The sequence below is a fragment of the Flavobacterium ginsenosidimutans genome (genome assembly GCF_003254625.1).
Classification (GTDB): domain Bacteria; phylum Bacteroidota; class Bacteroidia; order Flavobacteriales; family Flavobacteriaceae; genus Flavobacterium; species Flavobacterium ginsenosidimutans.
Genome location: NZ_QJRJ01000081.1, coordinates 460,905 through 486,659, shown reverse-complemented (window position 1 = coordinate 486,659; position 25,755 = coordinate 460,905). Strand labels below are relative to the sequence as shown.

22 protein-coding genes are annotated in these 25,755 nt (G+C 35.0%); 6 read left to right on the top strand and 16 right to left on the bottom strand.

Annotation, left to right across the window (positions count from 1 at the left end; all coding sequences use genetic code 11):
* Positions 1-3: 3 nt before the first annotated feature.
* The 8 genes from DM444_RS20105 to DM444_RS20070 all read right to left on the bottom strand — a co-directional run bounded on the left by DM444_RS20105 (position 4) and on the right by DM444_RS20070 (position 11,115).
* Complete coding sequence (locus tag DM444_RS20105) at positions 4-3,519, bottom strand: SusC/RagA family TonB-linked outer membrane protein (protein WP_162615011.1); 3,516 nt, start codon at positions 3,517-3,519, stop codon at positions 4-6.
* 210 nt (positions 3,520-3,729) lie between these two features.
* On the bottom strand, positions 3,730-4,860 hold the full coding sequence (locus DM444_RS20100) for a FecR family protein (protein ID WP_111289954.1): 1,131 nt from the start codon (positions 4,858-4,860) through the stop codon (positions 3,730-3,732).
* Positions 4,861-4,994: 134 nt separating this feature from the next.
* Complete coding sequence (locus DM444_RS20095) at positions 4,995-5,558, bottom strand: RNA polymerase sigma factor (RefSeq protein WP_162615010.1); 564 nt, start codon at positions 5,556-5,558, stop codon at positions 4,995-4,997.
* A gap of 487 nt (positions 5,559-6,045) precedes the next feature.
* Positions 6,046-6,813 (bottom strand): SDR family NAD(P)-dependent oxidoreductase, encoded by a 768-nt coding sequence (locus tag DM444_RS20090; protein WP_111289951.1) that lies wholly within the window; start codon positions 6,811-6,813, stop codon positions 6,046-6,048.
* 83 nt (positions 6,814-6,896) lie between these two features.
* On the bottom strand, positions 6,897-7,793 hold the full coding sequence (locus DM444_RS20085; RefSeq protein WP_111289949.1) for a helix-turn-helix domain-containing protein: 897 nt from the start codon (positions 7,791-7,793) through the stop codon (positions 6,897-6,899).
* A gap of 59 nt (positions 7,794-7,852) precedes the next feature.
* Positions 7,853-8,671, bottom strand: a complete 819-nt coding sequence (locus DM444_RS20080) for an SDR family NAD(P)-dependent oxidoreductase (RefSeq protein WP_111289947.1) — start codon at positions 8,669-8,671, stop codon at positions 7,853-7,855.
* Positions 8,672-8,868: 197 nt separating this feature from the next.
* A complete protein-coding gene (locus DM444_RS20075) occupies positions 8,869-9,624 on the bottom strand; it encodes an NADPH-dependent F420 reductase (RefSeq protein ID WP_111289945.1) in 756 nt (251 codons plus the stop codon).
* A gap of 162 nt (positions 9,625-9,786) precedes the next feature.
* Positions 9,787-11,115: an NtaA/DmoA family FMN-dependent monooxygenase gene (locus DM444_RS20070; RefSeq protein WP_111289943.1), complete on the bottom strand. Its 1,329-nt coding sequence runs from the start codon at positions 11,113-11,115 to the stop codon at positions 9,787-9,789.
* A gap of 97 nt (positions 11,116-11,212) precedes the next feature.
* On the opposite strand from DM444_RS20070, the gene DM444_RS20065 reads away from it, so the two are divergent.
* Positions 11,213-11,569, top strand: coding sequence for a winged helix-turn-helix transcriptional regulator (locus DM444_RS20065; protein ID WP_111289941.1), 357 nt, complete (start codon positions 11,213-11,215; stop codon positions 11,567-11,569).
* A gap of 1,337 nt (positions 11,570-12,906) precedes the next feature.
* On the opposite strand, the gene DM444_RS20060 is transcribed toward DM444_RS20065, so the two are convergent.
* Complete coding sequence (locus tag DM444_RS20060; RefSeq protein ID WP_111289939.1) at positions 12,907-13,284, bottom strand: winged helix-turn-helix transcriptional regulator; 378 nt, start codon at positions 13,282-13,284, stop codon at positions 12,907-12,909.
* Positions 13,285-13,432: 148 nt separating this feature from the next.
* Between DM444_RS20060 and DM444_RS20055 the strand changes: the two genes are divergently transcribed.
* From DM444_RS20055 to DM444_RS20035, 5 genes are all read left to right on the top strand, one after another.
* Complete coding sequence (locus tag DM444_RS20055) at positions 13,433-13,873, top strand: nuclear transport factor 2 family protein (protein WP_111289937.1); 441 nt, start codon at positions 13,433-13,435, stop codon at positions 13,871-13,873.
* Positions 13,874-13,987: 114 nt separating this feature from the next.
* Positions 13,988-14,866 carry a helix-turn-helix domain-containing protein gene (locus tag DM444_RS20050; protein WP_111289935.1) on the top strand — a complete coding sequence of 293 codons (879 nt, stop codon included), beginning with the start codon at positions 13,988-13,990 and terminating at the stop codon, positions 14,864-14,866.
* Positions 14,867-14,952: 86 nt separating this feature from the next.
* On the top strand, positions 14,953-16,005 hold the full coding sequence (locus tag DM444_RS20045; protein ID WP_111289933.1) for an alpha/beta hydrolase: 1,053 nt from the start codon (positions 14,953-14,955) through the stop codon (positions 16,003-16,005).
* Between the two features lie 36 nt (positions 16,006-16,041).
* Complete coding sequence (locus tag DM444_RS20040) at positions 16,042-16,614, top strand: sugar O-acetyltransferase (protein WP_111290167.1); 573 nt, start codon at positions 16,042-16,044, stop codon at positions 16,612-16,614.
* Positions 16,615-16,690: 76 nt separating this feature from the next.
* The gene (locus DM444_RS20035) at positions 16,691-17,089 is read left to right on the top strand and encodes a (R)-mandelonitrile lyase (protein WP_111289931.1); all 399 of its coding nucleotides are present in this window, start codon (positions 16,691-16,693) and stop codon (positions 17,087-17,089) included.
* A 569-nt stretch (positions 17,090-17,658) separates the two neighbouring features.
* Here DM444_RS20035 and DM444_RS20030 read toward each other — a convergent pair.
* The 7 genes from DM444_RS20030 to DM444_RS19995 all read right to left on the bottom strand — a co-directional run bounded on the left by DM444_RS20030 (position 17,659) and on the right by DM444_RS19995 (position 25,653).
* On the bottom strand, positions 17,659-18,657 hold the full coding sequence (locus tag DM444_RS20030; protein ID WP_111289929.1) for a hypothetical protein: 999 nt from the start codon (positions 18,655-18,657) through the stop codon (positions 17,659-17,661).
* 259 nt (positions 18,658-18,916) lie between these two features.
* Entirely contained in the window at positions 18,917-19,639 is a 723-nt protein-coding gene (locus DM444_RS20025) for a hypothetical protein (protein WP_162615009.1), read from the bottom strand.
* 184 nt (positions 19,640-19,823) lie between these two features.
* On the bottom strand, positions 19,824-20,255 hold the full coding sequence (locus DM444_RS20020) for a hypothetical protein (protein ID WP_162615008.1): 432 nt from the start codon (positions 20,253-20,255) through the stop codon (positions 19,824-19,826).
* Between the two features lie 282 nt (positions 20,256-20,537).
* A complete protein-coding gene (locus tag DM444_RS20015; protein ID WP_111289923.1) occupies positions 20,538-21,089 on the bottom strand; it encodes a GNAT family N-acetyltransferase in 552 nt (183 codons plus the stop codon).
* A gap of 755 nt (positions 21,090-21,844) precedes the next feature.
* Entirely contained in the window at positions 21,845-23,884 is a 2,040-nt protein-coding gene (locus tag DM444_RS20010; RefSeq protein ID WP_239455750.1) for a TonB-dependent siderophore receptor, read from the bottom strand.
* A 408-nt stretch (positions 23,885-24,292) separates the two neighbouring features.
* The gene (locus DM444_RS20005) at positions 24,293-24,670 is read right to left on the bottom strand and encodes a hypothetical protein (RefSeq protein ID WP_239455738.1); all 378 of its coding nucleotides are present in this window, start codon (positions 24,668-24,670) and stop codon (positions 24,293-24,295) included.
* Positions 24,671-24,987: 317 nt separating this feature from the next.
* The gene (locus tag DM444_RS19995; RefSeq protein WP_111289915.1) at positions 24,988-25,653 is read right to left on the bottom strand and encodes an IS6 family transposase; all 666 of its coding nucleotides are present in this window, start codon (positions 25,651-25,653) and stop codon (positions 24,988-24,990) included.
* Between the last annotated feature and the right edge of the window lie 102 nt (positions 25,654-25,755).

The window sequence follows — 25,755 nt, the reverse complement described above, 5'->3', positions numbered from 1 at the left end:
CTATTAAAAATTAAAATTGAATCCCATTGAATACATTGCCGTTGGAGGCAGTTTCATGCCTGTACCGGTAACCGGTAAAAAATCAGGATCGATATTGTCATTATTTTTTCTCCAGATAATTCCAATGTTTCTTGCAGAACAAGTTAAAGAAGCACTGTCTATAAATGTATTTTCAAAAAGATTTGACAGATCATATTTCAGCGAAACTTCTTTGAAGCGAACATGGTCTCCATCAATTACTTTGTCATCACTCAATCGGTAGCGTGAATAACTGTATCCTGTCATTCCTCTTACACCCGGAACGTTTGTTATAGCTTCGTCACCTGGATTTCTCCATCTTAGGTCGATGTCTGAATTTAAATCATATCCTTTGAAACTTCCGTATCTGTCTACATACTGGTCAAAAGATGGTTTAAACAGCACATAATCCAATTTGTAGGTAGCTAAGAGATAAAGCGAAAGTTTTTTATAGCTTAAATTGGCACTTAAGCTTCCGTAATATTTAGGTGTGCTGGTCCCCATATATTTCATGTCTTCAATATCTGTCAGCATGACATTTGACTGCACAATATTCCCGTCTTTATCATAAACCTGCACTGATCCCGCATTATTTAATCCTGCATTCCTAAAAGCAAAAACACTGTTTGTTCCATATCCCGCAAGTGGCGGTGTGCTTCCCGAGCCGTTTAAGATATTGGCAAAATTTGTAAATCTCGAATCGGTAACTTCGTTGGTGTTGTAAGATGTAACTAAACTTAAATCAAAACTAAAATCTGTGCTCTTAACAATTGATCCGTTTAAATTCAAATCAATTCCATGCCCTTCTAAGGTTGATGCATTTCTAGTCAGCATATTGTTTGGAATTCCATAAAATGGCGACACATCGAATTCCGTAATTAAATCTTTGCTATTTTTTCTGTAGTACTCAATTGTTCCGTTTAAGCGATAATTAAGAATGCTGAAATCAAGACCAAAATTCATAATTCCGGTTTTTTCCCAGCGCAGCGCAGGATTTGCGGCTTCAGTTATAAAAGCAAATGGCTGCTGTGAAAATCTATCAACATCCGCCAAAGAAATATTCGTAAATGGGAATGTATCTAAACTAATATTTCCGTTATATCCATAACTTGCTCTAAAGCTCAAATTATCAAAGAAATTTACATTTTTCATAAAATTTTCTCTGCTGATATTCCATTTTAAACCTGTAGACCATAAAGGCGTCCTTCTATAGCTTTTATCTACGCCAAAATTGTTGTAATCATCCAAACGCGCACTTCCAGAAACAGTATATCTGTTATCGTACGTATAAGAAGCATTTCCATAATAAGACAGAAATCGTCGTGTCTGGCTTTTTAATGTATTGTTGTAGCTGATTCCCTGAGGATATCCATAAATTGTATTAGGGGTATTTGAAGGAAGATCTATAGAAGTCTGTGATGTTTCATTATAGCCAAACAGAGTTCCTGCCTGATTTGATTCTACGGTTTCTCTAAACTCAATGCCGCCAAGAGCATCAATAGCATGCCTTTGCGCTAAAGCAGTATTGTAAACCAGCTGGCCTCTTGCTGTATAGCTGTCTTTGCCAAATCTTGAATTTTGGCTGATTCCTCCTAACGGAACTCCATAGATCAGCTCATTTGTAGCTGTATTAACAGTTGTATACTGGTTTACAAGATCTCTGGCGAAATACGTATCTGGATTGTATAGATTTTTATTGTCCAGATTTGAAGTTTCAATATAATAAGTTCCAACAGCATCTAAGCCTTTGAATAAAGGTGCTGTGACAGAAATATTTGCAGAATAGTTTTGTTCTTTAATGCCTCTGCTGCTATTATCCAATTCGTCCATATAATTGTAAGTCCATGGCAGATACCCTTGATTTTGAAGCCTTTGGGTATCTGCACTGTAAAAACGTCGATCGTATGAAACTGAATTTCCGTTAGCATCAACTATTTCATTATATGGCAGAAATGAGGTTAAAGATGCCTGAAGCGGACTTAATCCTAAGCCGTTTTGCTCGTAATTAAAGATAGACCCTTTTAAACTCGTGCTTACTTTGAAGTAATTAAGCAGCTTAAAATCCTGGTTTACAGTAAAAGTCATACGTTTACCTCCAGTGCCAACAGCCTGAGTCTTTTCATTAGAAAATGAAGCCGATGTAAAATAGGTGTAATCGTTTTGGCCTCCGCTAAAAGAAAAATCAAAATTATTTGACTCAGAAGGACGCATTAAATACTTCGTAATCTGATCGTAGTTATTTCTTGCCCTTAAAATATCTAACTGTGCATTTTTTTCAGCTGTTGTTATAGTTCCTCTTTTTTCCTGAAACATATATTCCACACCTTGGCTAATTGGAGTTGAATAATATAAGCTAGTTGCTGCCGCTGGATCTGTAATAATGCCTTTGTCTACTAATTCTTGCTCTAAATTCAATACCTGGGAAGAATTCATCAAAGGCAGGCGGGATAAAGAGGCTTTATTGGCAATGGCATAATTTTGAGAAGCGCTGAATCTTGTTTTCCCTCTTTTGCCTTTTTTGGTTTCGATTACCATAACTCCATTGGCAGATCTTGCACCGTAAATAGAAGCGGCCGCAGCATCTTTTAAGAAGGTTATTTTCTCAATATCTTTTGGATTCAGGGTTCTGATATCCAATTCTGTAGGCGTACCGTCCAAGATGATTAAAGGCAAGCTGCTGGCACCGCTTGTATCATAAGTGGATTGTCCTCTAATTCTGAAGTTGTAACTCGTTTTTGCTGCACCTGCACCAAATAAATTTCCGTAAACAAATGAATTATCAGACTCCATCACATCGATTGCCAAACCTGCAACCTGTCCTTCTAACTGATGCATTACATTCGAAACTGGAATTTTCTCCAAATCTTTTGCGGTAATCGTAGATACAGAACCTGTCGCACGTGTTTTGGAAATTTTCTGGTAACCGTTGTTTACCACAATCTCGTTCATTAGCGAAACTTTTTCTTTGGCTGTTATTGTTATATTGGACCGGCCATCAAGGTTTAATCTCACGGTTTCAATGGTTAATCCCGAAGCTTCGATTATGGCATTTGTTGGTACCCCGTAAAGAGCAAAACTTCCGTCAAAATCTGTAGTTGCACCATTTTTGGTGCCTGTAACCCAAATATTTACACCCGGATAAGGTTCTCCGCTGGAATTAAGCACACGTCCCTTTACCTCTATTGAACCCGTCGAAAGGCTTTGCGGACTTGTCGAGGTAACTACAATAGTTTTATCCTGAATGGTGAAAGTAAACTGCTGCCCCTCGAATATAATTCCTAAGGCTTCTGAAATGCTTTTCTTTTGAATATTTAGGCTTACCGGTTTTGCTTTGTCTAAAATCTTAACATTATAAAAGAAAACATAGCCTGTCTGCTTTGTAATAGCAGCAAATGCTTTCTGAAAGGTAAGATCTGTTCCCTCTATGGTTACGGTTTTATTGGTCTGCGCAACAGCTGTATACGCAAAAAACATAAATAATATAAAATATAATTTTTTCAAATTACATTTTGCATTTGGCCTGAATGCATCTCTTTGAGAGGAATTCTGGTCCCTGCTTAATTTTTGATTAGTTAAAAAATTCATTACATTTGAATCGGTTAGTTTAATAAATAGGATCGGTTATTTTTCTTATTTAAGAACTAGGCTGTACATACCCAAGGCGCGGGAACGCTTTGGGTATTTTTTTGCGGCAGTTCTTGCTTCACAATTTTACTGTGTCACAATCACCTCCTTTCCTGAAACTTTAAAGTGGACATCGCTGCTCTCCAGCATTTTAAGAATCTGATTTAATTTTAAATCTTTTTGAATTGCGCCTTCAAAACGCTCATCTGGAATTTTCCCTTTATAGATAACATCTACATCATACCATCTTTCGATTTCGCGCATAATTTCGTCGTACTTGGCATTTTCAAAATAAAACAATCTGTTTTTCCAGGCAATTGCGAGTTCTGTATTTACCTCTTTTGTTTTCATTGAATGTTTATCCAGCGAAACAACGATCTGCTGTCCTGGTTTTACTAAAGCAGAATTGCCGCCTTCTGTAATTTTAATTTTTCCTTCCAGTAAAGTAGTTTTTAAGACTGGTTCGTTTTCGTAGGCTCTAATATTGAAATGAGTTCCTAAAACTTCAACCTGCTGACCGTTAGAGAAAACTTTAAAAGGCATTTTCTCGTTATGGGCTACTTCAAAATAAGCTTCTCCTGTTAAAACTACAGCTCTTTCGCTTCCGCTGAAATAAGTTGGATATTTTAGTGAAGATCCGGCATTCATCCAAACATTAGTTCCGTCTGGCAATGCAATTTGAAAGGTCTTTCCATTAGGTGTAGCTAGAGTATTGTAGGTTGGTTTTCCGGTATGTGCGCCATTATTTTGGCCATAACGAATCTGCCCTTCATTGTCTTTTGTAATGACAACATCTTCCTGATTTGCCACTACACCGTTTTTCTCTTCATTCAAAACTACCTTTGAACCGTCAGAAAGGGTTAGTACAATATCATTAGATTTTTTTTCTGAAGCTGAGGCATTTTCAGTTTTAACAACTGAATTATTGATTGATGTATTGGTTTTGGCAAAATAAGCAATTCCTATTAACAAAGCTGCAGATGCGGCAATTGCATATTTGTAGTATATTCTATTGCTTCTTTTTGGAGTAATTTTTTGGCCAATAATTTCCCAGGCATTCTCAAGGTCGATTTCCTCAATATCGATTTGATACCTATTTTGCACTCTTTTAAAATACTCCCTGTTCGAGTCAGACTCCTTGTACCATGCAGCAAAAATTGATTCTTCTTCTGGGGTAAGAGTATCGTTTATTTTCTTTATGATCAGTTTAAATTCCATTTTCAGAATCTCTTTAAATTAACAATTACATGATGTAATTTATAACCAAGACAACTGAAACTAAATAATGGGTGACAAAAGTTTAAGAAAAAATGAAGAAAAAATTAAATTATATACAAAGCAAAATAATTTTCCTACGAATGAATGGATAGTAACGCTAAAACAAAAACCAGCGATTCACTGATTTTTACTTTGGCTCTTTTTAGCTGTGTTTTTACCGTATTTACAGAAATGCCCATTTCCTCTGCAATTTCTTCATACTTATAATTTTCTATAAATTTAAGTTTAAAGACCTGCTGCATGCTATCTGGAAAAGTTTCAATAATTTTTAAAATATGATTGTAGAGAATTGTTTTTTCTTGGTCTGAGATTAAATCCAAATCTTCATCCAATATGAGCATCGAGTTTAAATCGATGACATTTAAATCATCGGTGACTTTAACTGATTTCAAATAATTCAAACATCTGTTGCGCACCATGGCATACAAATATGCTTTCAAAGATGTTTTTATTTCGATATTTTTTGCATTTTCCCATAAAGAGATAAATACTTCCTGAACAGCATCTTCACTTGCCTGCTGATCAAATAGAAAATTATTGGCATATAGAACCAGCCCTTTATAAAAATGATTGAATACATTTTTATAAACGGACTTATTTTGGTTTTGAAGTTCTTCTAAGACAATATTTATTTCCAAAGCAATATCTAAAGGCCAATATTATAAAAAACAAATCTATATAAATTTAAGCTATCAGCAAATATCAAATAGATTTCTCTGAATAAAACTAAAAAATACGTCAATATTTAATCAATAATGAGAATATCATAAAAAAACAATATTCCAATTGTAATAAAAAAACAATATTAGTACTTCTCCTACTTGATCAAATCTAGCATATATCTTTCTTTAGTACTATTTATCCTAGATTAATAACATCTTTCTAATATATACGGATTTTTTGCTGTTTTCGTTTTATTAAATATTATTTATTGAGCTGAATGCTTAATTGCATCCTTCTCTATTTCTGATACCGACAAAACGAAAAGAATTCAACAAAGAAAAAGGCATCCAAAATCAATTGATTTTGAAGGCCTTCTAAAATTCAGGGATTTTCAATAAATAGAATGGCATCTATATCCTCCAGCCTTTCAAATTTAGTTTTTTTGTAAGATGTGAAAGTCTATTATATTCTATATCCGCCCGAAACTTCTATTCGCTGCGCATTAATCCATTTGGAATCATCAGAACAAAGAAATGCTACCACGCTTCCAATATCATCCGGCAACCCCACTCTTCCTAAAGCAGTTTCAGATGCCAGATGCTTATTCAAATCTGAAATATCACGTACAGCACCGCCGCCAAAATCAGTTTCAATAGCCCCAGGAGCAACGGAATTGACCCTTATTTTTCTGCTTCCCAATTCCAAAGCCTGATATCTTGATAATGAATCTACTGCCGCTTTCATGGCGCCATAAACGGAATATCCAGCAAATGAAAACCTTGCCAAACCAGAAGACGTGTTCACGATGCTGCTGCCGTCATTGAGTAATGGCAGCAATTTTTGTGTTAAAAAATAAGGCCCTTTGAAATGGATATTTGCCATTGCATCCAAAATCTCTTCCGTTGTTGTTTCAAAACTTTGGTTAATTCCGATACCAGCATTGTTTACCAGCGCATCTAATTTGGCAGAATAAAATTGAGCATCTAAAACATCTTTTACTTCAGTTACAAATTGATCAAAACCGGCAGTTGAAGAAATGTCCAAAGGCAATGCAAACGCTTTTTGTCCAATACTTTCAATTTCTTTTGCCACCTGGTCAGCAAATTCTTTTTTGGTCTGATAGGTAAGGATGATATCAAATCCATTTTTCGCCAGCTGTAAAGCCGAATCTTTTCCAAGTCCACGGCTTGCGCCTGTTACTAATGCTATTTTATTTTGATTGTTTGACATTTTTATTGTTTTTAACTTTATGTATTTTTTAATTCATTCTTAGTTCAGTCTATCTCTTACTTTTTTATGATGTTTACAGCTTTTTAATTTAAGATGTTTGCCCTGAATTCATTTGGTGTGCTCCCTACTTCTTTTTTAAAAAGACGTGAAAAATAAGTCGTGTTTTCAAAACCAAGCAGATGAGAAATTTCAGATATATTCAGTTCGCCTTCGGCCAGTAAGTTTTTTGCCTCGCCGATCAAAAAAAGATGAATGAGCTCCAGGGCAGTCTTTCCTGTTTCCTGCTTGAGCAAATCAGTTAAATAACGTGAAGATATATTCAGCTTTTCTGCCATGAGAGATACCGTTGGCAATCCAATATTTTTCGTTTTTCTTTCTTCAAAATTTGAAGCAAGCAAAGCGTTAAACTTCGTGACTGTAGAACCAGTGAGCTCTATACGGTTTATAAACTGCCTTTTATAAAAGCGCTGTGCATATTTAAGCATGGAATCCAGATGGCTTACAATAATGGCTTTGCTGAGTTCGTCAGTATTATTGTTGTACTCTTTTTCAATATTGAAATACAGATTCCAGATGATATCCTCCTCTGCAGGTGAAAGATGTAATGCCTCATTAACCTGGTAATCGAAATAACTGTATTTCCTGATTTCGCTGTAAAGGATTGTTCCCGGTAAAAAATCTTCATGAATCATAATTAGAAATCCCTTTTCCTCCAACTCCACATTTTTAAAGACTACTTTCTGCCGGGGCTTCGTAAAGGACATGGAGCCACGGTCATGGTCATATTTTGTTTTGCCATACTTCATGCTTCCAGATTTCAATTTTTTAAATCCTATAATATAAAATTCAGATGAAAACTCCAGAATACTATTACCGCTGCAGCTGTCCCGTTCACCATATGCCGCGCTAAAGAGCGGATGCTGGGGAGGCTTGATATCGAGCGCTTCATGCAGATCGCTGATTTTTTTGAAATGTATCATTGTTCCTAATTGTAAAAACAGAGCCCGATAAATTTAGATTCTGTTAATTTAAACTTATATTAACCATGTGCCGCCACCGACACATCCTGCCATGATTCCCATGTTTTCAGTCTTTCTGCATAAGTGTGCTGCACCCAGGGAAAAGCAGTTTTACCCAGCAGTAATCTGAGTGGCGGATTTTCAGAATAAACGAGCTTGACAAGAGCTTTGGCAGTGGCTGCAGGGTTACCTGAATCCTGCTCGCTGGCATGCTGATAAAAATCTTTCCGCACACTGTCGTAAGCCGGTATTGATTCACTGAGTGCAAGGGAAGTGGTCCCGAAGAAATCTGTAGAAAAACCACCTGGTTCTACTATGGTAACTTTAATGCCAAATCCGCTTACTTCACCCGCGAGTGTTTCAGTAAGGCCTTCAACAGCGAATTTAGCTGCACTATACAGCCCCATTAGTGATACCGTATTCAAACCCAGCGCACTTGAAAGCTGAATGATATGTCCTGATTTTTGCTGGCGCATGATAGGCAGAACTGCCTGGATAGTCCATAATGATCCCAGTACATTGGTTTCAAACTGAGCCCTTACGTCCTGCTCTTTTAATTCCTCTACCGCCCCTATGTGTCCAAAACCGGCATTATTTATTAATACGTCGATGGTGCCAAAGTGCTTTTTTGCAGTTTCAATTGACTCAAAACTTTCGTTTCGATCAGTAACATCCAGTTTTAGCACCAAAAGAGATGATGAAAATTCTTTGTTAAGCTTGGTTAGTGTTTCAGGATTGCGAACAGCCGCAACCACATTATCGCCGCGTTTTAAGAATGCCTCTGCCCAAATTCTTCCGAATCCACGCGATGCACCTGTTATAAAAATTGTTTTTGCCATGATATTAATTTTTAATATTTTGATATGGACAAAGTTCGCACAGACAGTACAGAAGGTTATGATACAAAAGTAGGCAATAATGAAACATTTTAACGAAATTGCTGCGGCTCTAATTCACTGTTTCAAAAGATGGAATATAAAAAAACAAAATCCCATCTCATTTATTGAGAGGGATTTTGCAGTGCAGTCATTATAAATTATTTTGACTTAGGATTTTTTTGAAACAATCCTCTGTTGTATTCTACTACATCTGGATGTGATGGATAGGAAGGCAGGGCAGAAAGATCAGCTATAGCCTTATCTCTTAATGACGGTGCTGCTTCTTTTACACCATCAGCTAGTGCCTGTTTTAATTCTTCTTCATTAAGTTCCGTACAGTAAGCAGGAGTTCCCGGCTGATGTCTCCAGGATTCAGAAAGTCTGCCCGAGTCAACTGCATCGTAACCGGCATCATCAACTAATGAGGCAATTACTTTTTTTGCCTGCGGATCATCACCTGCTACAGCCATTGCTATTCTGTCTTCAGCACCGCTGTTTTTTCCGCCGTTTGCCAGCGTCTCTGCCAGCAAATTATTGAAAGCTTTTACAACAGGCCTTCCCAATTGCTCGGATACCCAGATACTTTCTACTTTTCCGTTTTTAATCTCTTCAATATCGGCATCACGGAATGGATAATAATTTGATGTGTCTACCACAATTACATTTTCCGGAACGCCTTCCAGCAAATCTTTAGGCAAAGTTGGTATTGCTATGGTAGGCAATGATAAAATGATGACATCTACATCTTTTACAACATTCTTTAGTGTTGCTGCTTTAACACCCAAGTCCTCAGCACGAGCCTTTAATTTATCAGCCTGATCTGAATTATTAACTTTCACTTCATGGCCGGCTTCTGCCATTTTTTTTGCGATCGTACCGCCTATTGCACCGGTACCAATTATTCCTATTTTCATTTTCTCTTTTTTATTTTATTAAAATTATTATTGTTTACTATTTCTTGACGGCAAGCCGTTTATTGAACGGTTTATATCTACTGCATGATCAACGCAGTCATCCGGATAGTTTGGCTTAAATGGTCATTTAAGACATAATTATTAATAGGGATATGATTCCTATCAAACAACACGGTGATCAATTCCATACTGATCCGGAACTCCAAGGTGTCCGCGTAAAGTTTTGCTTTCATACTCTTTGTGGAAAAGCCCGCGCTCCTGCAGCAGCGGAACAACCTGATCAACAAAGGCATCAATTCCATCCGAATTAACATCAGGTGAAATCCAAAACCCATCTGCAGCACCTGCTTCATACCAAGCCTGCATATGATCTGCCGCTTCTACGCCAGGCCCTGCAATTACAGGATGATAATCTATTACGCCGTGGGCAAGAATATCAAGAACAGACCAGCCTTGCCTAGCAATTTCCAATGCATTAGAAGAACGGGGATCATAACGAGATGGACGTGCAGTTTCCAGCTGCGCTTCCGATAGCGGTTCATTCATTAAGGAAGGATCAAGTGGAATACCCAACATTTTTTGCAGGTAGTCAAATTTTTGTATAAGTGAACTGCCTCCTAACTGTATTCGGCGATCGAGCGCCGTGCGTCTGTCCTTGGCAATGGTGGTCATCAGTCCAGCAATGTATTTGATTTCATCCGGATCACGGCCGTAACTTTTTGCAGCCGCTCTAAATGCATTACGCTGCGCTCTTGCATCTTCAATTGTAAATGCTGCACCTATTACAACGCTTGCAAAACGTCCTGCCAATTGATGTGCATTGGGGCTGCCGCCTGCGTGAAAGATGATTGGCTGTCCCTGCTCTGACGGCGGAATGTATAAAGGTCCTCTTGAACCGACGTATTTACCCTGTAAGTTGATTGGAAGAATCTGATCTTTCTTTGCGAACTGACCACTCTTTTGGTCGTGTATCCAGGCATCTTTTCCCCAGCTCCCCCAAAGTGATAGAATGAGCTGGACAGCCTCATGAGCACGGCCATAACGATCTTGGCTCGACGGAATTCTTTTTCCGTAATTGGCTGCAACATCTTCCCCGCTTGATGTAATTGCGTTCCATCCGGCCCTGCCATGGCTCATAATGTCCAAGGCCTTAAATTGTCTGGCTAGATTAAAGGGTTCATTAAAAGTGGTTGATCCGGTAGCGACCAATCCAATATATTGAGTTTCTCTGGCAACTGCGGCGAGGGTCATCATCACATCAAGATTGAAAATAGGGGATTCGGTTGCTATATCTTTCACAACTGCACCGGGACCGTCCGGCAAAAATATAAATTGAAATTTTCCACGCTCTGCAGCCTTAGCCTGCTTTACACGGATATCAAAACTCGTATAGCTTTCGGGATCAACTCCCGGCATACGCCAGGCTCCCGATTGAGATCCGTATCCATTTCCAAGATGAAGTCCTATAAGCATTTTTCCTACAGCATTCATAAATTGAATATTTTGATTAATTATTTTGCAAAATTAAACAAAATCACTTTCCTTTGTATAGCTCTTTCCCAAAGGAAAGCGAAATAAACAATTTATCATGTCGAAAAAGAAACCTTACTGTGAGTGCCTAAATACCGTTAAGCCAGTACGGGACACACTTGATGTAATTAATGGAAAATGGAAATTATCCATTATTATTTCTGTAGGTGTAGGGAACAGCAGATTTACTGAAATTCAAGAAAGCATTCCCGGTCTAACTCCTAAAGTTCTTTCAAAAGAACTTAAGGAACTTGAACAGCACCAGCTGATCAAAAGGATTATAACGAACGATTATCCTGTCAAAATATCGTATAGTCTGGAACCTTATGCAGATACTTTAACGCCAATTATCTACGCTATGAAAGATTGGGGATTAAATCATAAGAAGAAAATTTTTAAGAAAAATCCTTTGTGAATTTAATTGCTTAGGTAATGCTTCTATTTACAAAATGTAGCTCCATGTGTTTATGGGCTTTAAGTGAATATAAAAACTGCCAAAAGGCATCAATTGTCTTCAATTGGCGCCTTTTTTTGTATACCCTACTTAAGGAGTTTGGCTCTATTATTCTAAATTTTCCTTTTTTCGCAATATTAGAAAAATAGTGGGAATTTAAAATTTAGCCTCCAGTAACTTAATAGGATTCGAACACTAAGAATAGAAGAGAAATTCGGACTCTATAATATCCTAAATTGTTTGCAATTGCTTTTTAATGGCAAATAATGAAATCCCATAAAAATGGTTTGTAATTTCATCATTACTTGAATTTTCCGCTCTTATATCTTCAATTGTTGATGTTGTCCAACTGAGAAAAATTGGTTTATTCCTTTTCAATTTCTCTGAAAACTTATAAGGCGGCAAGACATTAAATCACAAAAATTTTAATGCTTCGGCAGTTCTTACTGCTTCAATAGAATTATTTACGCGCTTTGGTCAAAGACATAATATAAAACTTTTCATAGACAGGAACAGGACTTCAGCGATAAAGTTCGGATCCTGCTCTGCTCAAAAAAGATCCGATTAGCCAAAATAAGATCAGCTCTATCATTTAAAATTCTGTAATTAAACAGAAATTAAAATCTACATTATAAAGTATAGCTGTTATTTATAAAATATACATATCAGCTATCTTATATGAATTTAAATCTTGTTATTTTTTTATGAAAAATATTAAAATTTCCGGCACCACACTTTCAAGTACACTGCTAAAATGGCAACAGTACAAACGTCTTAAATAACTGCACATAATGGAGAATGTTCACAATCCTCTTTCTCCCCTTATATCTTAAAAGTATACTTTTAAATAAACATCCTACTCCAACCGACTCCCCCCATCACCGGCCAAAACCAAAATAAAAAAATCCTCAAAAATGAAAAGCAAAAAAATGAAAGGAAAAGAAAAACCTAAAACTAACTAACTAACTAACTAACTAACTAACTAACTAACTAACTAACTAACTAACTAACTAACTAACTAACTTTTAAATAGTCTATCCATTTAAACAAATTCCCTAACCTAATCAATTTTTACCGTAACCGGTCAAAATCATGATTAGAAAACATCTTTAGAAAGAAAGAAAGAAAGAAAGAAAGAAAGAAATCTTTAAAGCAAAGGGCTCAAATCTCCACCGAAAATCAATGGTTCGAATCCCGTCAAGGTCAACTGAGGTTAAAAATTGATTTATTTATCTATTCCCGTTCTCTAATTCCTATTAGCGAGTTCAATCTATTTTGCATAAATTTAGAGTACTATCTTAACTTCTTTCCTTTTTTATTTTTTCACGATGCTGCATTCCCCATTTCGTCATAGCACTAACCACTTCTTCTAAAGTATTGCTGTATGGTAAAAGTTGATATTCTATAGTTACAGGGTATCCAGCATCGACTTTTTTAATGATAAAACCATTCATGTCAAGTTCTTTGAGCTCATTCGAAAGAACTCTTGCAGAAATTCCTGTAACCTGTCTCTGAATTTCCGTAAATCGATTATTACCTCTAGCTATAGCAATAATTATCATAAGTTTCCACTTTCCTCCTATTGCATAAAGCGCATCACTTACTGCAAGCAATACTTTATGGCATTCATCTGTAAACTCCTTATTTACTTCTTTATTTTCATTTTGATTTTTCATTCGCAAACATTTTGATTAGCCACTAACCTTTAGGTAACAACTAATAAATTGTTAGCAAATATAGAATAATTTTGACATAGATAAAAAGCAGTATTAACCTGAAACCGCGGCAGAATAATATTGCAATAACTATTAAATATAGAAAATTATGACACTAGAATTTTTAGAAAAAAAAGAAAAACTCAGAAAGCTAATTGATGATTACGCTGTTTTGGGAGATGATAAAAAAATTACTGAGCAAATGGAATTATTTACACCTAACATAACCTATAAAGCCTTTATGGGTGGGATAGTTGTCTCTGAAGTTTCAGGAAAAACTAACATGGAGAAAGAATTTATTGGTCATGCATCGCTGGTAAAAACCTACTTCACCCTTAATGGACAGCATGAAGTACAAATTGACAATGATACAGCTTCTGGCGTATCATTTGCCCAAATAAAAATGATAAGAGAAATTGACGGAAAAAATGTATTAACAGACTACAGCGTTAGATATGATGATAAATACATATTCCAAAATGACAAATGGCTTATAAACTATCGTGAGGGCCATTTTATCATTATTGAGGAAAGGCTATTAAGTACGTAAAATTTAATTGAGGCTTGCAATTTATACAAGCCTCAATTTTTCTTAAAAACTGGAGATTAGTTTAAGTCTTTCATAAACGTACTTAATAGATTTGAATTTATTAATTTTGCTCTTATGGAAAAGAAAACAGTACGCAGTATTTCAGAGTTTAACAGTGAACTTAAGCTAAAAGGATTCAAGGCTTTTCAGATTGAGGATGACAGCAATGCCACGCGCATCTATAGCAGGAAGGACTTTTTTAAAATCTGCCTTACCACTGGACATAGCAAAATACATTACGCTGATAAAAGTTTTGATCAGGACGGAACTATTCTATTTTTCGGCAACCCTAACATTCCCTATTCATGGGAAACGATTTCTACAAAGTACATCGGTTATACCATACTTTTTTCTGAGGATTTTTTAAAAAACTCCGAACGATCTGAAAGCCTCCACCAGTCTCCTTTCTTTAAAATTGGCGGCACTCCCATACTTCAAATTTCTGAAGAACAAAGACTTTTTCTAAATGGCCTTTTTCAGAAAATGATTGACGAACAGCAAAGCGACTATATATACAAAGATGAATTAATACGAAACTACATTAATTTAATAATTCATGAATCGCTGAAACTGCAGCCTTCAGAAAATTATAACGTTGGTAAAAATGGAACTGCCCGAATTGCTTCGATATTTTTGGAACTTCTCGAAAGACAATTTCCTATTGAAAACGCTGATAACCCGCTAAAGCTGACAACTGCACAGCATTATGCCGAAAATCTGCATATCCATGTCAATTATCTAAATCGTGCTGTTAAAGAAATTACTGGAAAATCTACCACAACCCATATTACAGAAAGAATTACAGCAGAGGCAAAAGCCCTTTTACAGCATACCGATTGGAATATTGCCGAAATAGGATATGCATTAGGTTTTGCCTACCCTACGTATTTTAATAATTTTTTCAAAAAACATACTGGAACCAATCCTAAATCCTTAAGAGGTGCAGAAGTTTGAAATTCTTAATCTTTAGTTTGATATTCTTTAACGGCGCCACTGGGTGCCGTTTTACTTTTGCACTGTAATTTAAAATATAATTTGATATGCGAATAACAGTATTCATAGCTATGTCTTTCCTATTTATTGGACAGGCCTACGCACAGAAAAAAGAATCACCTCAAAATAAAAAAAACATGAAGACAGAATTGGAACATTATACATTTCAATTGAGCGATAAGGTAACGCGCCAAAAAGTAAGCTTTAAAAACCGATATGGAATAACGCTTTGCGGAGATCTATATCTTCCAAAAAATCCACAGACAAAATTATTGCCGGCGCTAGCTATAAGCGGTCCTTTTGGTGCGGTTAAAGAACAATCATCGGGTTTATACGCCAATCAAATGGCAGAACGCGGCTATGCGGCCTTGGCATTTGATCCCTCTTATACTGGAGAAAGCGGCGGCGAGCCCCGCAATATTGCTTCATCAGACATTAATACGGAAGATTTTAGCGCTTCAGCAGATTTTCTGGGATTGCAGAAAAATGTAGACCGAAACAAAATTGGCATTATAGGCATATGCGGATTTGGAGGCTTTGCTTTAAACGCTGTTTCGATTGACAAACGTATAAAAGCGGTAGCCACAACAAGCATGTACGATATTCCAAGAGCTGCATCAAAGGGATATTATGACAAAGTAACTTTGGAGCAGCGTACCAAAACATTAGAAGAAATGAGCCTGCAGCGCTGGAAAGACGCTGAAGCCGGCAGACCTGAATACGGAAACTGCCCCAATCCAAATACCATAAAAGGAGATGAACCTCAATTTATAAGAGATTATTACGATTATTACAAAACAGAAAGGGGGTTTCATAAACGTTCAATAAACTCAAATGGCGCCTGGACAAAAACAAATGGCTTCTCTCTGATGAATATGCCAATACTGGCCTACATTAAGGAAATCTCCCCAAGACCTATACTGATTATTGCCGGTGAAAATGCACACTCACGATATTTTAGCGAGGATATCTACAAAGCGGCGGCCGAACCTAAGGAACTTCTGATTATACCTGATGCGGTCCATGTTGACCTGTATGACAGAAAAGAAAAAATACCATTCGATAAGCTGGATGCTTTTTTTAAAAATAATCTAAAATAGCCAGCCTCATGCTTTTAAACTTAAACTGCAATGAACATAAAAAAAGATACAGAGGATGTTTTTGAACAGCTTATGAATGGCCAAACCATATCTCCGGCAAATAGCCAGGCCTACAGACTGCTTGAAGAATCCTTTTCCACAAAAAAGCTCCTTATCCGCTTGAATAGTTCAGCTGACCCTTCAGAAATCAGATCCCTATTAAGCGAGATCACCAATAGCGAAATCGATCAGACCACTACTGTATTTACGCCCATACATATCAATTATGGAAAAAATACCAGAATAGGAAAAAACGTCTTTATAAACTTTGACTGCACATTTTTGGATTTAGGCGGCATTACTATAGAAGATAATGTATTGATTGCGCCAAGAGTAAATATTATTTCGGAAGGTCATCCCATTTCCAGTCAAAACAGAAAATCACTTGTGCCTGGAGCTGTACATATCAAAAAAAATGCTTGGATTGGAACTGCGGCAACTATCTTGTCGGGGGTAACTGTTGGAGAAAATTCAATAGTCGCAGCTGGAGCGGTAGTTGCAAAAGATGTGCCTGATAATACAATAGTCGGCGGTATTCCAGCAAAAATTATTAAAGCTATTGCAGAATAAAAAAAAATAAAAAATAATTCTTACATTTATAATAACTTCAATTTTAACTGCATGCAGTTCTAAATCAGAAAATAAAATGAGCACAACAGAAATTTTTCCACAAGGAGAGCCTCTTCCAAACGAATGGTTTACAGGCAGTGCCTTTTTAAAACCATTAGTGGCACGTGACAAAAACAATGAATTTTCAGCTGGAAGCGTAACATTTGAACCAGGAGCAAGAACCAACTGGCATACTCATCCTAAAGGACAGGTTTTACTAGTTACAGAAGGAAGTGGAATCTATCAAGAAGAAGGAAAACCGGCACAGTTAATAAAAAAAGGCGATGTTGTAAATATCCCTGAAAACGTAAAGCATTGGCATGGCGCATCCGCGGATACAAAAATGGTTCATATTGCGATTACCAATTTTAAGGGAGATACTCAAGTAACTTGGCTTGAACCTGTCTCAGATGAGCAATATTCAGCAGTTAACTAGACAAAAATAAATCAATTTTTAACCCCAATCGAACGACAATTAATGAGTTAAATTAAATATCTTTATTTGTACAGAAAACTAACAAATTAAGTATCCAACAAAATTAACTTCTAATTAGATTAAAACAATTTAAAAAATCTAATATCTTCAACAAATTTTGATTTGAATAATCTCCAAATGATTGTTTAATTTTACTAAAAACTAATCTGTTTTTATTTAGTCAATACTAAATTTGATTTTCAAGAATTTTATAAAGTTTTTACATCCCATTAAATTTAAATATCCTTCTGTTTTAACATTTTTTAACGTTTAACCCGTACAATACATACAAACCGCTCTCGAGTAAAAATTTAAAATAATTATCTTACAAATTCATCTAAAAATAAGCTAATTTCTTTAAATCATTCATAAAATGGTTTGTAAATTGTTCAGTAAGGGTCACTACAAAAAAATGAAAGCCTGCAAAGTGTATATTTTGCAGGCTTTTTTTATCTGGCGAAAAATTTTACGATTCTTTTTCAGACTATTGGCCAAATTCGCTGTATTTGCTATTGGCGGTAGACTTTTATCTATTCTTTGTTCCAACCAAATATAGACATCAAAAGAAAAAATATACCAAATGCAAAAAACCATCCAAAATTCCAAGATTTATTTTCGGATTTACTCAAATTATTATCGGATAAACTTAGATAATCAGATTTTACAGATCTCACACTTTCTACGCTAATATTTTCATTAAAAAAATACTTGTCGCCAAATGTCAAAGAATCAACTTTAAGTAACTTTTGTTTGTAGTCTGATTTATTTATTCCCACAAAAATTGAATCTCCTACTTTAATTTCTTCAATTAATTTTTCGACATGAGTTGCTTTCATAGCATCATTTCCACTTATTCTAAAAATTAAATCAGGATACATTTCTAATTTTATCTCAATAGATTTATGTTTGCCTCTAGTTAATTTTATTCGCTCCGATGTTTTATCTTTTAAGACAAAAATATCATTACTTTTTATATATTCAACTTGTAATGCGTTGTAAGCCCAATAAAAAAATAAAAGTGAAATAATAAAAAAAGCAATTGCTAGTTTTTTATTTATTCTTTTTTCGATTAACTCCTCTTTTTGTGTATCTCTATTTTTGATTAGTGCAATTTTGTTTTTTATTTCAAAATAATTTTCAAAATAGTCGCTTGATATTTTTGTTTTTTCTCCATTCTTAAAATATACTATTATTTCTTCCCAATTTTCAAATTTTCCTTTATACTGTTTTTCTGTCCATCCATCAATTTCATCAAGATTGTATACTTTTTTTTTGTTTTTTATGAAGGATGATTCAATTAATTCATTTTTTGTAAAGCAATAATTTTTAACTGAAAATAGATTGAGTAAAATTAAAACTATGATTATCAGTGATAATATTAACAAAATCAAACAAAGGTTTTTTGCATTGTTTTTAGGTGTATAATTAACAAAAGTTAGAATTGCAATTAATAAAAATAATAGTAGACCAAAAAAATGGTCTTTCCAATAGTATTTTTTCTTTTTAGTGATAAGATAATTTTCAGTCAATTTTTAGTTTCTTTTAGGATTGCCAACAACTTGTATATAGCCTGACTATGTCTGACAAATATCATTCTTTTGTTATCAAAAATAGGATTTTTATTGCATAAGAAATCAAATTGGCAATTACAGATCATCTAAAATCTTCAAATCTTGCATTAAATGGTTCGAATTCTGTACCGTCAAGTTCACTATAAAACATTGAAGCCTGAGAATGTAGATTCTCAGACTTTTTTTTGGTTCGAATCCCATAGAAGAGTATTTTGAATCAATTAATGATTTTAAATTTTCCTTTTATTGTTTCACCTTCAAAAGTCGCTGTATAGTAAATAATTTTATTATCAATTCTATCAATTTTCACGTTCATTTTATCGCCTATTTTATAGTTTAATTCGGTAGCTGTTAATTCGATTACTATTGCATTGTATTCACACTCATTTATCCATTCTAGGTTTGATTTAATATAATTTTTATCACCATTTGGATACTCCGTAAATACATTGTCTTTAATAATTATGTAAGTTGAATCATCATCTGTTTCGGAATATCTTAATTTACAATTTTTTAAAAATGAACAATTTACTTTTTCAATAGATTGTCTTTTTGCTACATAGAAAAAATTCATATCATATTCCTTTGATGATTTTAAAATTGGATAAAGCTTTTCATTTCTAATCAGCCATTTTTTATTTGCAGGGAAATTATCATCGTTTTTTAGGATTAATATATCTTTTTTAATAGTCCAAGTTCCAAAAGTTGTATGCTTTTCGCCCATTGTATAGCTCATTTCAAAAGTTCCATCGGATTTAAAATTAACAGTTGATTGAAGCCAACTTGTTTGAAGCTCATAAATTCCTGAAATGTCTGAGACACTATTTTTTTTTTGTTTTGAGACCATTTTATTCTCCGTTAGATCAACAGTATAAGCCGATAAAATCAATACTGAAGTAATATATATAAATAAGCGGGTAATAATCTTTAATTTTATCATTTGTTACATTATGTTATTGATTTTTCCTATTGTTGAGAGATATTGCCACAAACGTTCTAAGGCTACATGGGGTTTGCTAGTTATTAAATGGAGGATTTTCTGTTAACCAAAAATAGAAATAAAAATCTCACTAAAATTCGCAAATCACTTGAAAGAACTTTTATCTAATGGCTTTTAGTAAGATTTATATTTTCAGCCACCATTTCATTGTTTTTATTTTTTCAGTTTGTATGTCATTCAATTTTTGAGAATCAAATTCAGTCAATGTATTTTTGAGTGATTCGAGACCGTAATTTTCCTTTAGCCAAAAAGGGAATTCTTCAACGCTTTTGTTCCAATTTTCGATTGTAGATTTTAAAACAATACTTAAGTCAATTTCTGTTTTTGGTTTTAGCTTATTCAATATTATTCCAGCATATTTTTGGTCTGTATATTGAGTATTGGGTCTATTTACGTTTTCGAATATTTTAATTATGGCGCTTACAATTATTTCGTCCACAACGTTATCCAGCCTATCAATAAGTTGTCTTATTCTTAAATCTCCTATTTTATCCATTAAGTCAATAGACAAATAAAATTCTTTTTGAAAATCATCTGTTGTTTTTGGTATGTTCATCTTGTTTAAGCTTGTTGGTAACTTATATGTATGTCCGACATTATGTATTGGCTACACTAGATAAATATAAGTATTTTCTTCTTTTCAAAAATAAGCTTTTTAATTTATTGCTTAGGAGGGATTTACACTCGAATCTCACAAAATCAGACCTCATTTAAAATTTTTAAATCGTCTAACAGATGGTTCGAATTCTGTACCATCAAGGTCACTATAAATTTTTGAAAGCCTGAGAATATAGATTCTCGGGCTTTTTTTATGGTTCGAAAATTTTTAATTTTTCGTCTAGTTCTTAGTTTGACTATTTCTTAAAGTATAAGTTACCAGATTTTTTATATTCTGATGGGTATTATTATATTTTTTTTTCTCCAATACAAAATTCATTTTTTTTAATATTGATACCGAATTAATATTGTCAGAAGACGGAAAAGCAGTTATTATTTTTGCTTTTATTTTTTCAAACGTATATTCTATAATTTTTTTGATTGCTTCTGTCATTATTCCTTTGCCTTGAAATTCACTTAATATTTCATATCCTATTTCTACAATTTCATTTTCAACATCAAAATTCCATAAACAAATTGAACCAATTAGATTGTTATTTTCTTTTTCGGTTATAACCCAATAAACGCATTCATTTTTCGCTATTAAATTTTGTATTTTAATTATGTATTCTTCTGCTTTTTTTAAGCTTGATGAATTCTCTCTTCCTACAAAAGCATTTACAATTGTATCAGAATGTAATTTATGAATTAAAATAACATCAGTGTTTTCAATATTTCTTAATATTAATCTTTCAGTTATTAGTATAGGAAAATCTTTAAAATTCAATTCCATTCTGTATTTTTTGGATTAATTTTTCATGCGAAATTTTGACTTTTTGTTGCCACTAACTATTGATTACTACTGAAAACATGAGTCATTTAAACCAATATTTAGCAGATATATCTCATAAATATCAGGATTTATTATTATCAAATATATAATAATAAAATTTATGTAACATCAAAAGGGGTTTGAATTTATTGAATACTTTTCATATAAATTAGAACTTAATTTTGATGCTTTTGCTACATTAATGAATTAGTGGAGACACGAGACTAATCAATAGTTCAATTAACTTCAAATCATAAGAAAGTGGACAACCTGGAAAGAAAACACCTGCTATGAAAATTCAGCAGAGAGTCAATATAAGGTTATGATTGAAGCAGGTAATCTTGATGCTATCATCTACGTTTTGCTTCATGAAGCTACAAGCACAGCCATTAGAAAGCTTACCTCCATATCAGCATCCCCATCAGCGGCAAAAATCAAAAAGTAAAAACAGTCTAAAAAGAAAACAGTCTAAAAAGAAAACAGCCATAAACCAGCTGGCATATAACAGGTTATAAAATAAAAAAACAGCCCTAAGGCTGTTTTTTTATTTTATGAGATACTACTATAAATCATTCATAATCTGCAAATGTTAGATGCAATAATTAACCGGCCAGCAACTGATGCATTATCTAGATCCAGCATCCCGAAAAACAATTCGAGGTGAATGTTTAGTTAAAAAGTGTCTTTTTTTTCATTGGAAATTCTGGATTGCAGCATTACAATTTTAGTTTTAGAGATAAAACGATCTGACGAAGGGTTCCCGGAGTGATCATACCGCGGCCGCCGTACCAATAGTGCTCATTGAGCAGGTTATTGGCAGATAGCGAAAATACATAGCCTGTTTTCTCAAAACTTAGAACCGAGCTGATTAAGGTATAAGGATTGGTGTAAAAAGAGCCATTGGCGTTATTAATAATCAAATCCTTGCCATAATGGCTGCCGCCTATGCCTAAGGAAAAGCCATATAAAGCTTTTGACTGCGGAGCGTAATTAACGTACCAGGTTCCGGATAGTTTAGGACCGGCATCAACAGGCCTCAATCCTTGCGTAAGTGCGTCAGAAACAATGAGTTTACTATCATTATAAGCAAAACCTGTATGCAGAAAAAGTCCTTTGATCGGATTTGATTCTAAATCGGCTTCAAAACCTTTGCTGCGCTGCTCACCGTCCTGCAGATAGGAAGCCGTATCATTTGGGTCCTGTCTTACCACATTGGCCACATCAATATTATAATAGCTCAAAACAGCATCCAACAGGTTCTTTTTCAAAGAAACTTTAATGCCTGATTCCCACTGGTTTCCATAAACGGGCTGGAAATTGGTCATCTGCCCGTTTACAGACTGCGGTGCCTGCGGCTGAAAACCATTCATATAATTGGCAAACAATGCTATTCTTTCAGGTATTATCTGGTAATTGATTCCCAATTTCGGAGAAAAAGCCGTTTGTGTATAATCACCCGCAGCTGTTTCGGTTAATAGATCCTCTGTCCCCTTGTTATTGATGTAATTTATTCGGGCACTAAGCATTACGCTTAAATTATCCAATGGGTTAATAACATCTGAAGCATATACCGAGTAATGATCCTGAACCGCCTTATAATTCTCTCCATATGGTTTTAAGGCCAATTGATCAGAGATATACTCATTATTGAAATAAGCATTCTCAGGATCTGCAGCAGTAGCCGAAACTTTTGTAAAATTCATAGATTTGCTGGCAATCCCATAGAGATAATGATAATATTCAACACCTGCAACCAGCCGGTTCTTCATACTGCCGATTTTGAAATTCCCCACAAAATCCTGCTGAATCTGCTGGCTGGTAATGTTTTCCGGATACATTCTGTACACTCTTCGTGTCAGATTCTGGCTGTCATCATCTAATCTTAGCCTAATGTAATCCCCTGGAGTTTTATTATTGATCGAAATTAAATTGGTTTCCGATCTCCAATTTTCTGAAAGCCTGTAAATGATTTTTCCGTAAATATTTACCGCCTTATTATTCATCGTAACCGAGTTGTCATTAAAAGAACGGTAGTAATCTAAATTGAGCTCATCAGCAGATTTAGCAGTCCCCAAAGCCACTTGGAACAGCGGATTGTTAGTAGCCGTTTTGTTTAAAATTTCGGCATCAAGCTGAATATTCAAATCATCGCTGAGCTTGTAATAAATGCTGGGAGCTAAAAAAAATGTTTTTGAAAAGCCCTGGTCCTGAAAAGTATTATTATAGTTATAAGCTCCTGTCAATCGTGCAAGAATCTTTCCGTCTTTATCTAGAGGCCTGTTGGCATCAAGGGTTAAACGCTGCAGATTGTAAGACCCTCCCGCTGCGCTAATGTCGGCGAAAGCGGCATTCTGAGGTTTTACGGTAACACGGTTAATGAGTCCCCCGAAAGTAACCATAGTAGCACCGCCGCCTCCAAAAATTACGGCACTCGGTCCTTTAATCACTTCCAGCTGGGCAATGTTAACCGGATCCATATCTGAGGCCACATAGCCACTTACGCCATTTCTGAAGCTGGATCGGGTGCGAAATCCCCTGATGGAATAATAAGGCGAAATTCCCGCCCAGCTTGGGGCAACACCAGCAGCATTTAGCAGCATTGCGCCTTGGGTGAAAAAATTTCTGTTTTTAATAAGCTGCGGTGAAACCGAAGCGGTCACCTGAGGATTTTCCAGGTTCTTGAGCGGCAGTTTGGAAGCCAGTCCACTGGATACATCTTTGGACTTTCTGACCCCTTCAATAATAACCTCGTCCATTAGGGTGTATCTGCTGGCTATACTGTCTTTTTTTTGTGCAGAGATTTGCAGTGAAGCCGCCAAAGCCACTGCAAAAAATATCGCTTTTCTCATTAATATATAATTGTTTTCATGTGCTGTAAATAGTTCAAATACAGCGTTGATAAATAAAAAAATCTGTGATGAAATTTAGGGCCTCAAAACTGCGGCAAAAAAGAATTGCAGATGCACTGAAAGGCCCAGCGGCCTAATGCAGTAAAAAATGATAAATACAATTTTTTGCACATATATAGACTTAACACAGCAGACATGCAAAAGCAGGCAGCGTGATTTAAGCATACACTAAAACATTAAAAATAATTATTAATATTGTTTAGAACAGCAAGAACAACTAAAATCTAATTACAGAATTGAAACAGGAGTTTAAATCTATATAAAATAGACAGGAGGGCGGAATGCAGTATCAGAAAATGCAATCGGCTTCTTTTCAGCTGAAGCAAAATAGATTTCTTTCACTTCAAATAAAGGCATAAAACTGAAGCTGGCATCAGCTGCGTTTTGAATGTAGACAAGCTCTATTTTATCTTTGAGTCTGCCCTGCATTTCTTTTTCGTTATCGGAGTATTTTTTTATGCTTTTTTGAAGTTCACAGCGCCCGTTGCAGGTATTAAAAACCTGTTTTCGCTGAATGCAGATTGTTTGGGCAATTTCTTTTTGATTAATCTTAAATGAAGCATATACAAACAGACTGCCAAAAGAGGGCAATAAGATCAGAAAGGAAAGTACTATGATGAGAAATCTTTTCAAACGCTTGTCTGTTTTTTTAACTCCAGCAAAAATACAGCATTTTTGTTGGTTCTGTCGCATCTGTCAGAATCAAATATAACACTTTAAGCAATTTAAAATTTAGGCCGCCAATTTACAGAAGGATTTAAACATAGCTATCCCTGGTCTAACCATCTGATTCTTCCTCAGCATATGCACAGCTTCAATTCCGCTCAATGTTCGTCTTGCCGATTCAAAACTTTTAAAGCCTAACCCATTTTGTATCCTCCATTTTATAAATCGATGGGGTTTTGTCGCATCTGTCAGAAACAAATATAAGGATTTGAGTAATTTAAAATTTAGCCCGCCAATTTACAGAATGATTTAAACATAGACAATTCTGGTCTAATCATCTGATTCTTTCTTAGCATATGTACAACTTCAATTCCGCTCAATGTTCGTTTGGCCGATTCAAAACTTTTAAAACCTAGTCCATTTTGAATACGCCATTTTATAAAACGATGGTCCTGCTCTACGATATTGTTGAGATATTTACACTGTCGGATTTTAATCTTTGAGAACGAACGTTTGTTATAGACTTTGATCGCGGCAGTATTAGAACCGCTTTTATCGATGTTTATTACTCTGGGACTACAGTTATTACTAATTGCTTTAATTAGAAATGACTGGGCACTCATTCTCTGTCTTCTTTTAGTTAATAAGAAATCAACTGTATTGCCAGACCTATCCACTGCTCTATGTAAATAACACCAAATACCTTTTACTTTGATATAGGTCTCATCCAATCTCCAACTCGTCCCCACTCTGCCTTTTCTCTTCTTCATCTCTGCCTCAAGTGAAGGCGCAAACTTATATACCCAACGCTGAATCGTTGCATGATCCACAATCACACCCCTAATCTTCATTATTTCCTCAACGTCACGATAGCTAAGTGTAAATCTTAATTTAAAATACACTGCCTGAAGGATTACATATTTTGGATAACAATGACCTTTAGTATTCATTTTTTATTAGTTTTGAAAACCAAAGATAAAACTTAGTCTTAGATGCGACAGAACCAAGAAAAAAAATATAACTAACTAACTTTTAAACAGCCTGTCCTTTTA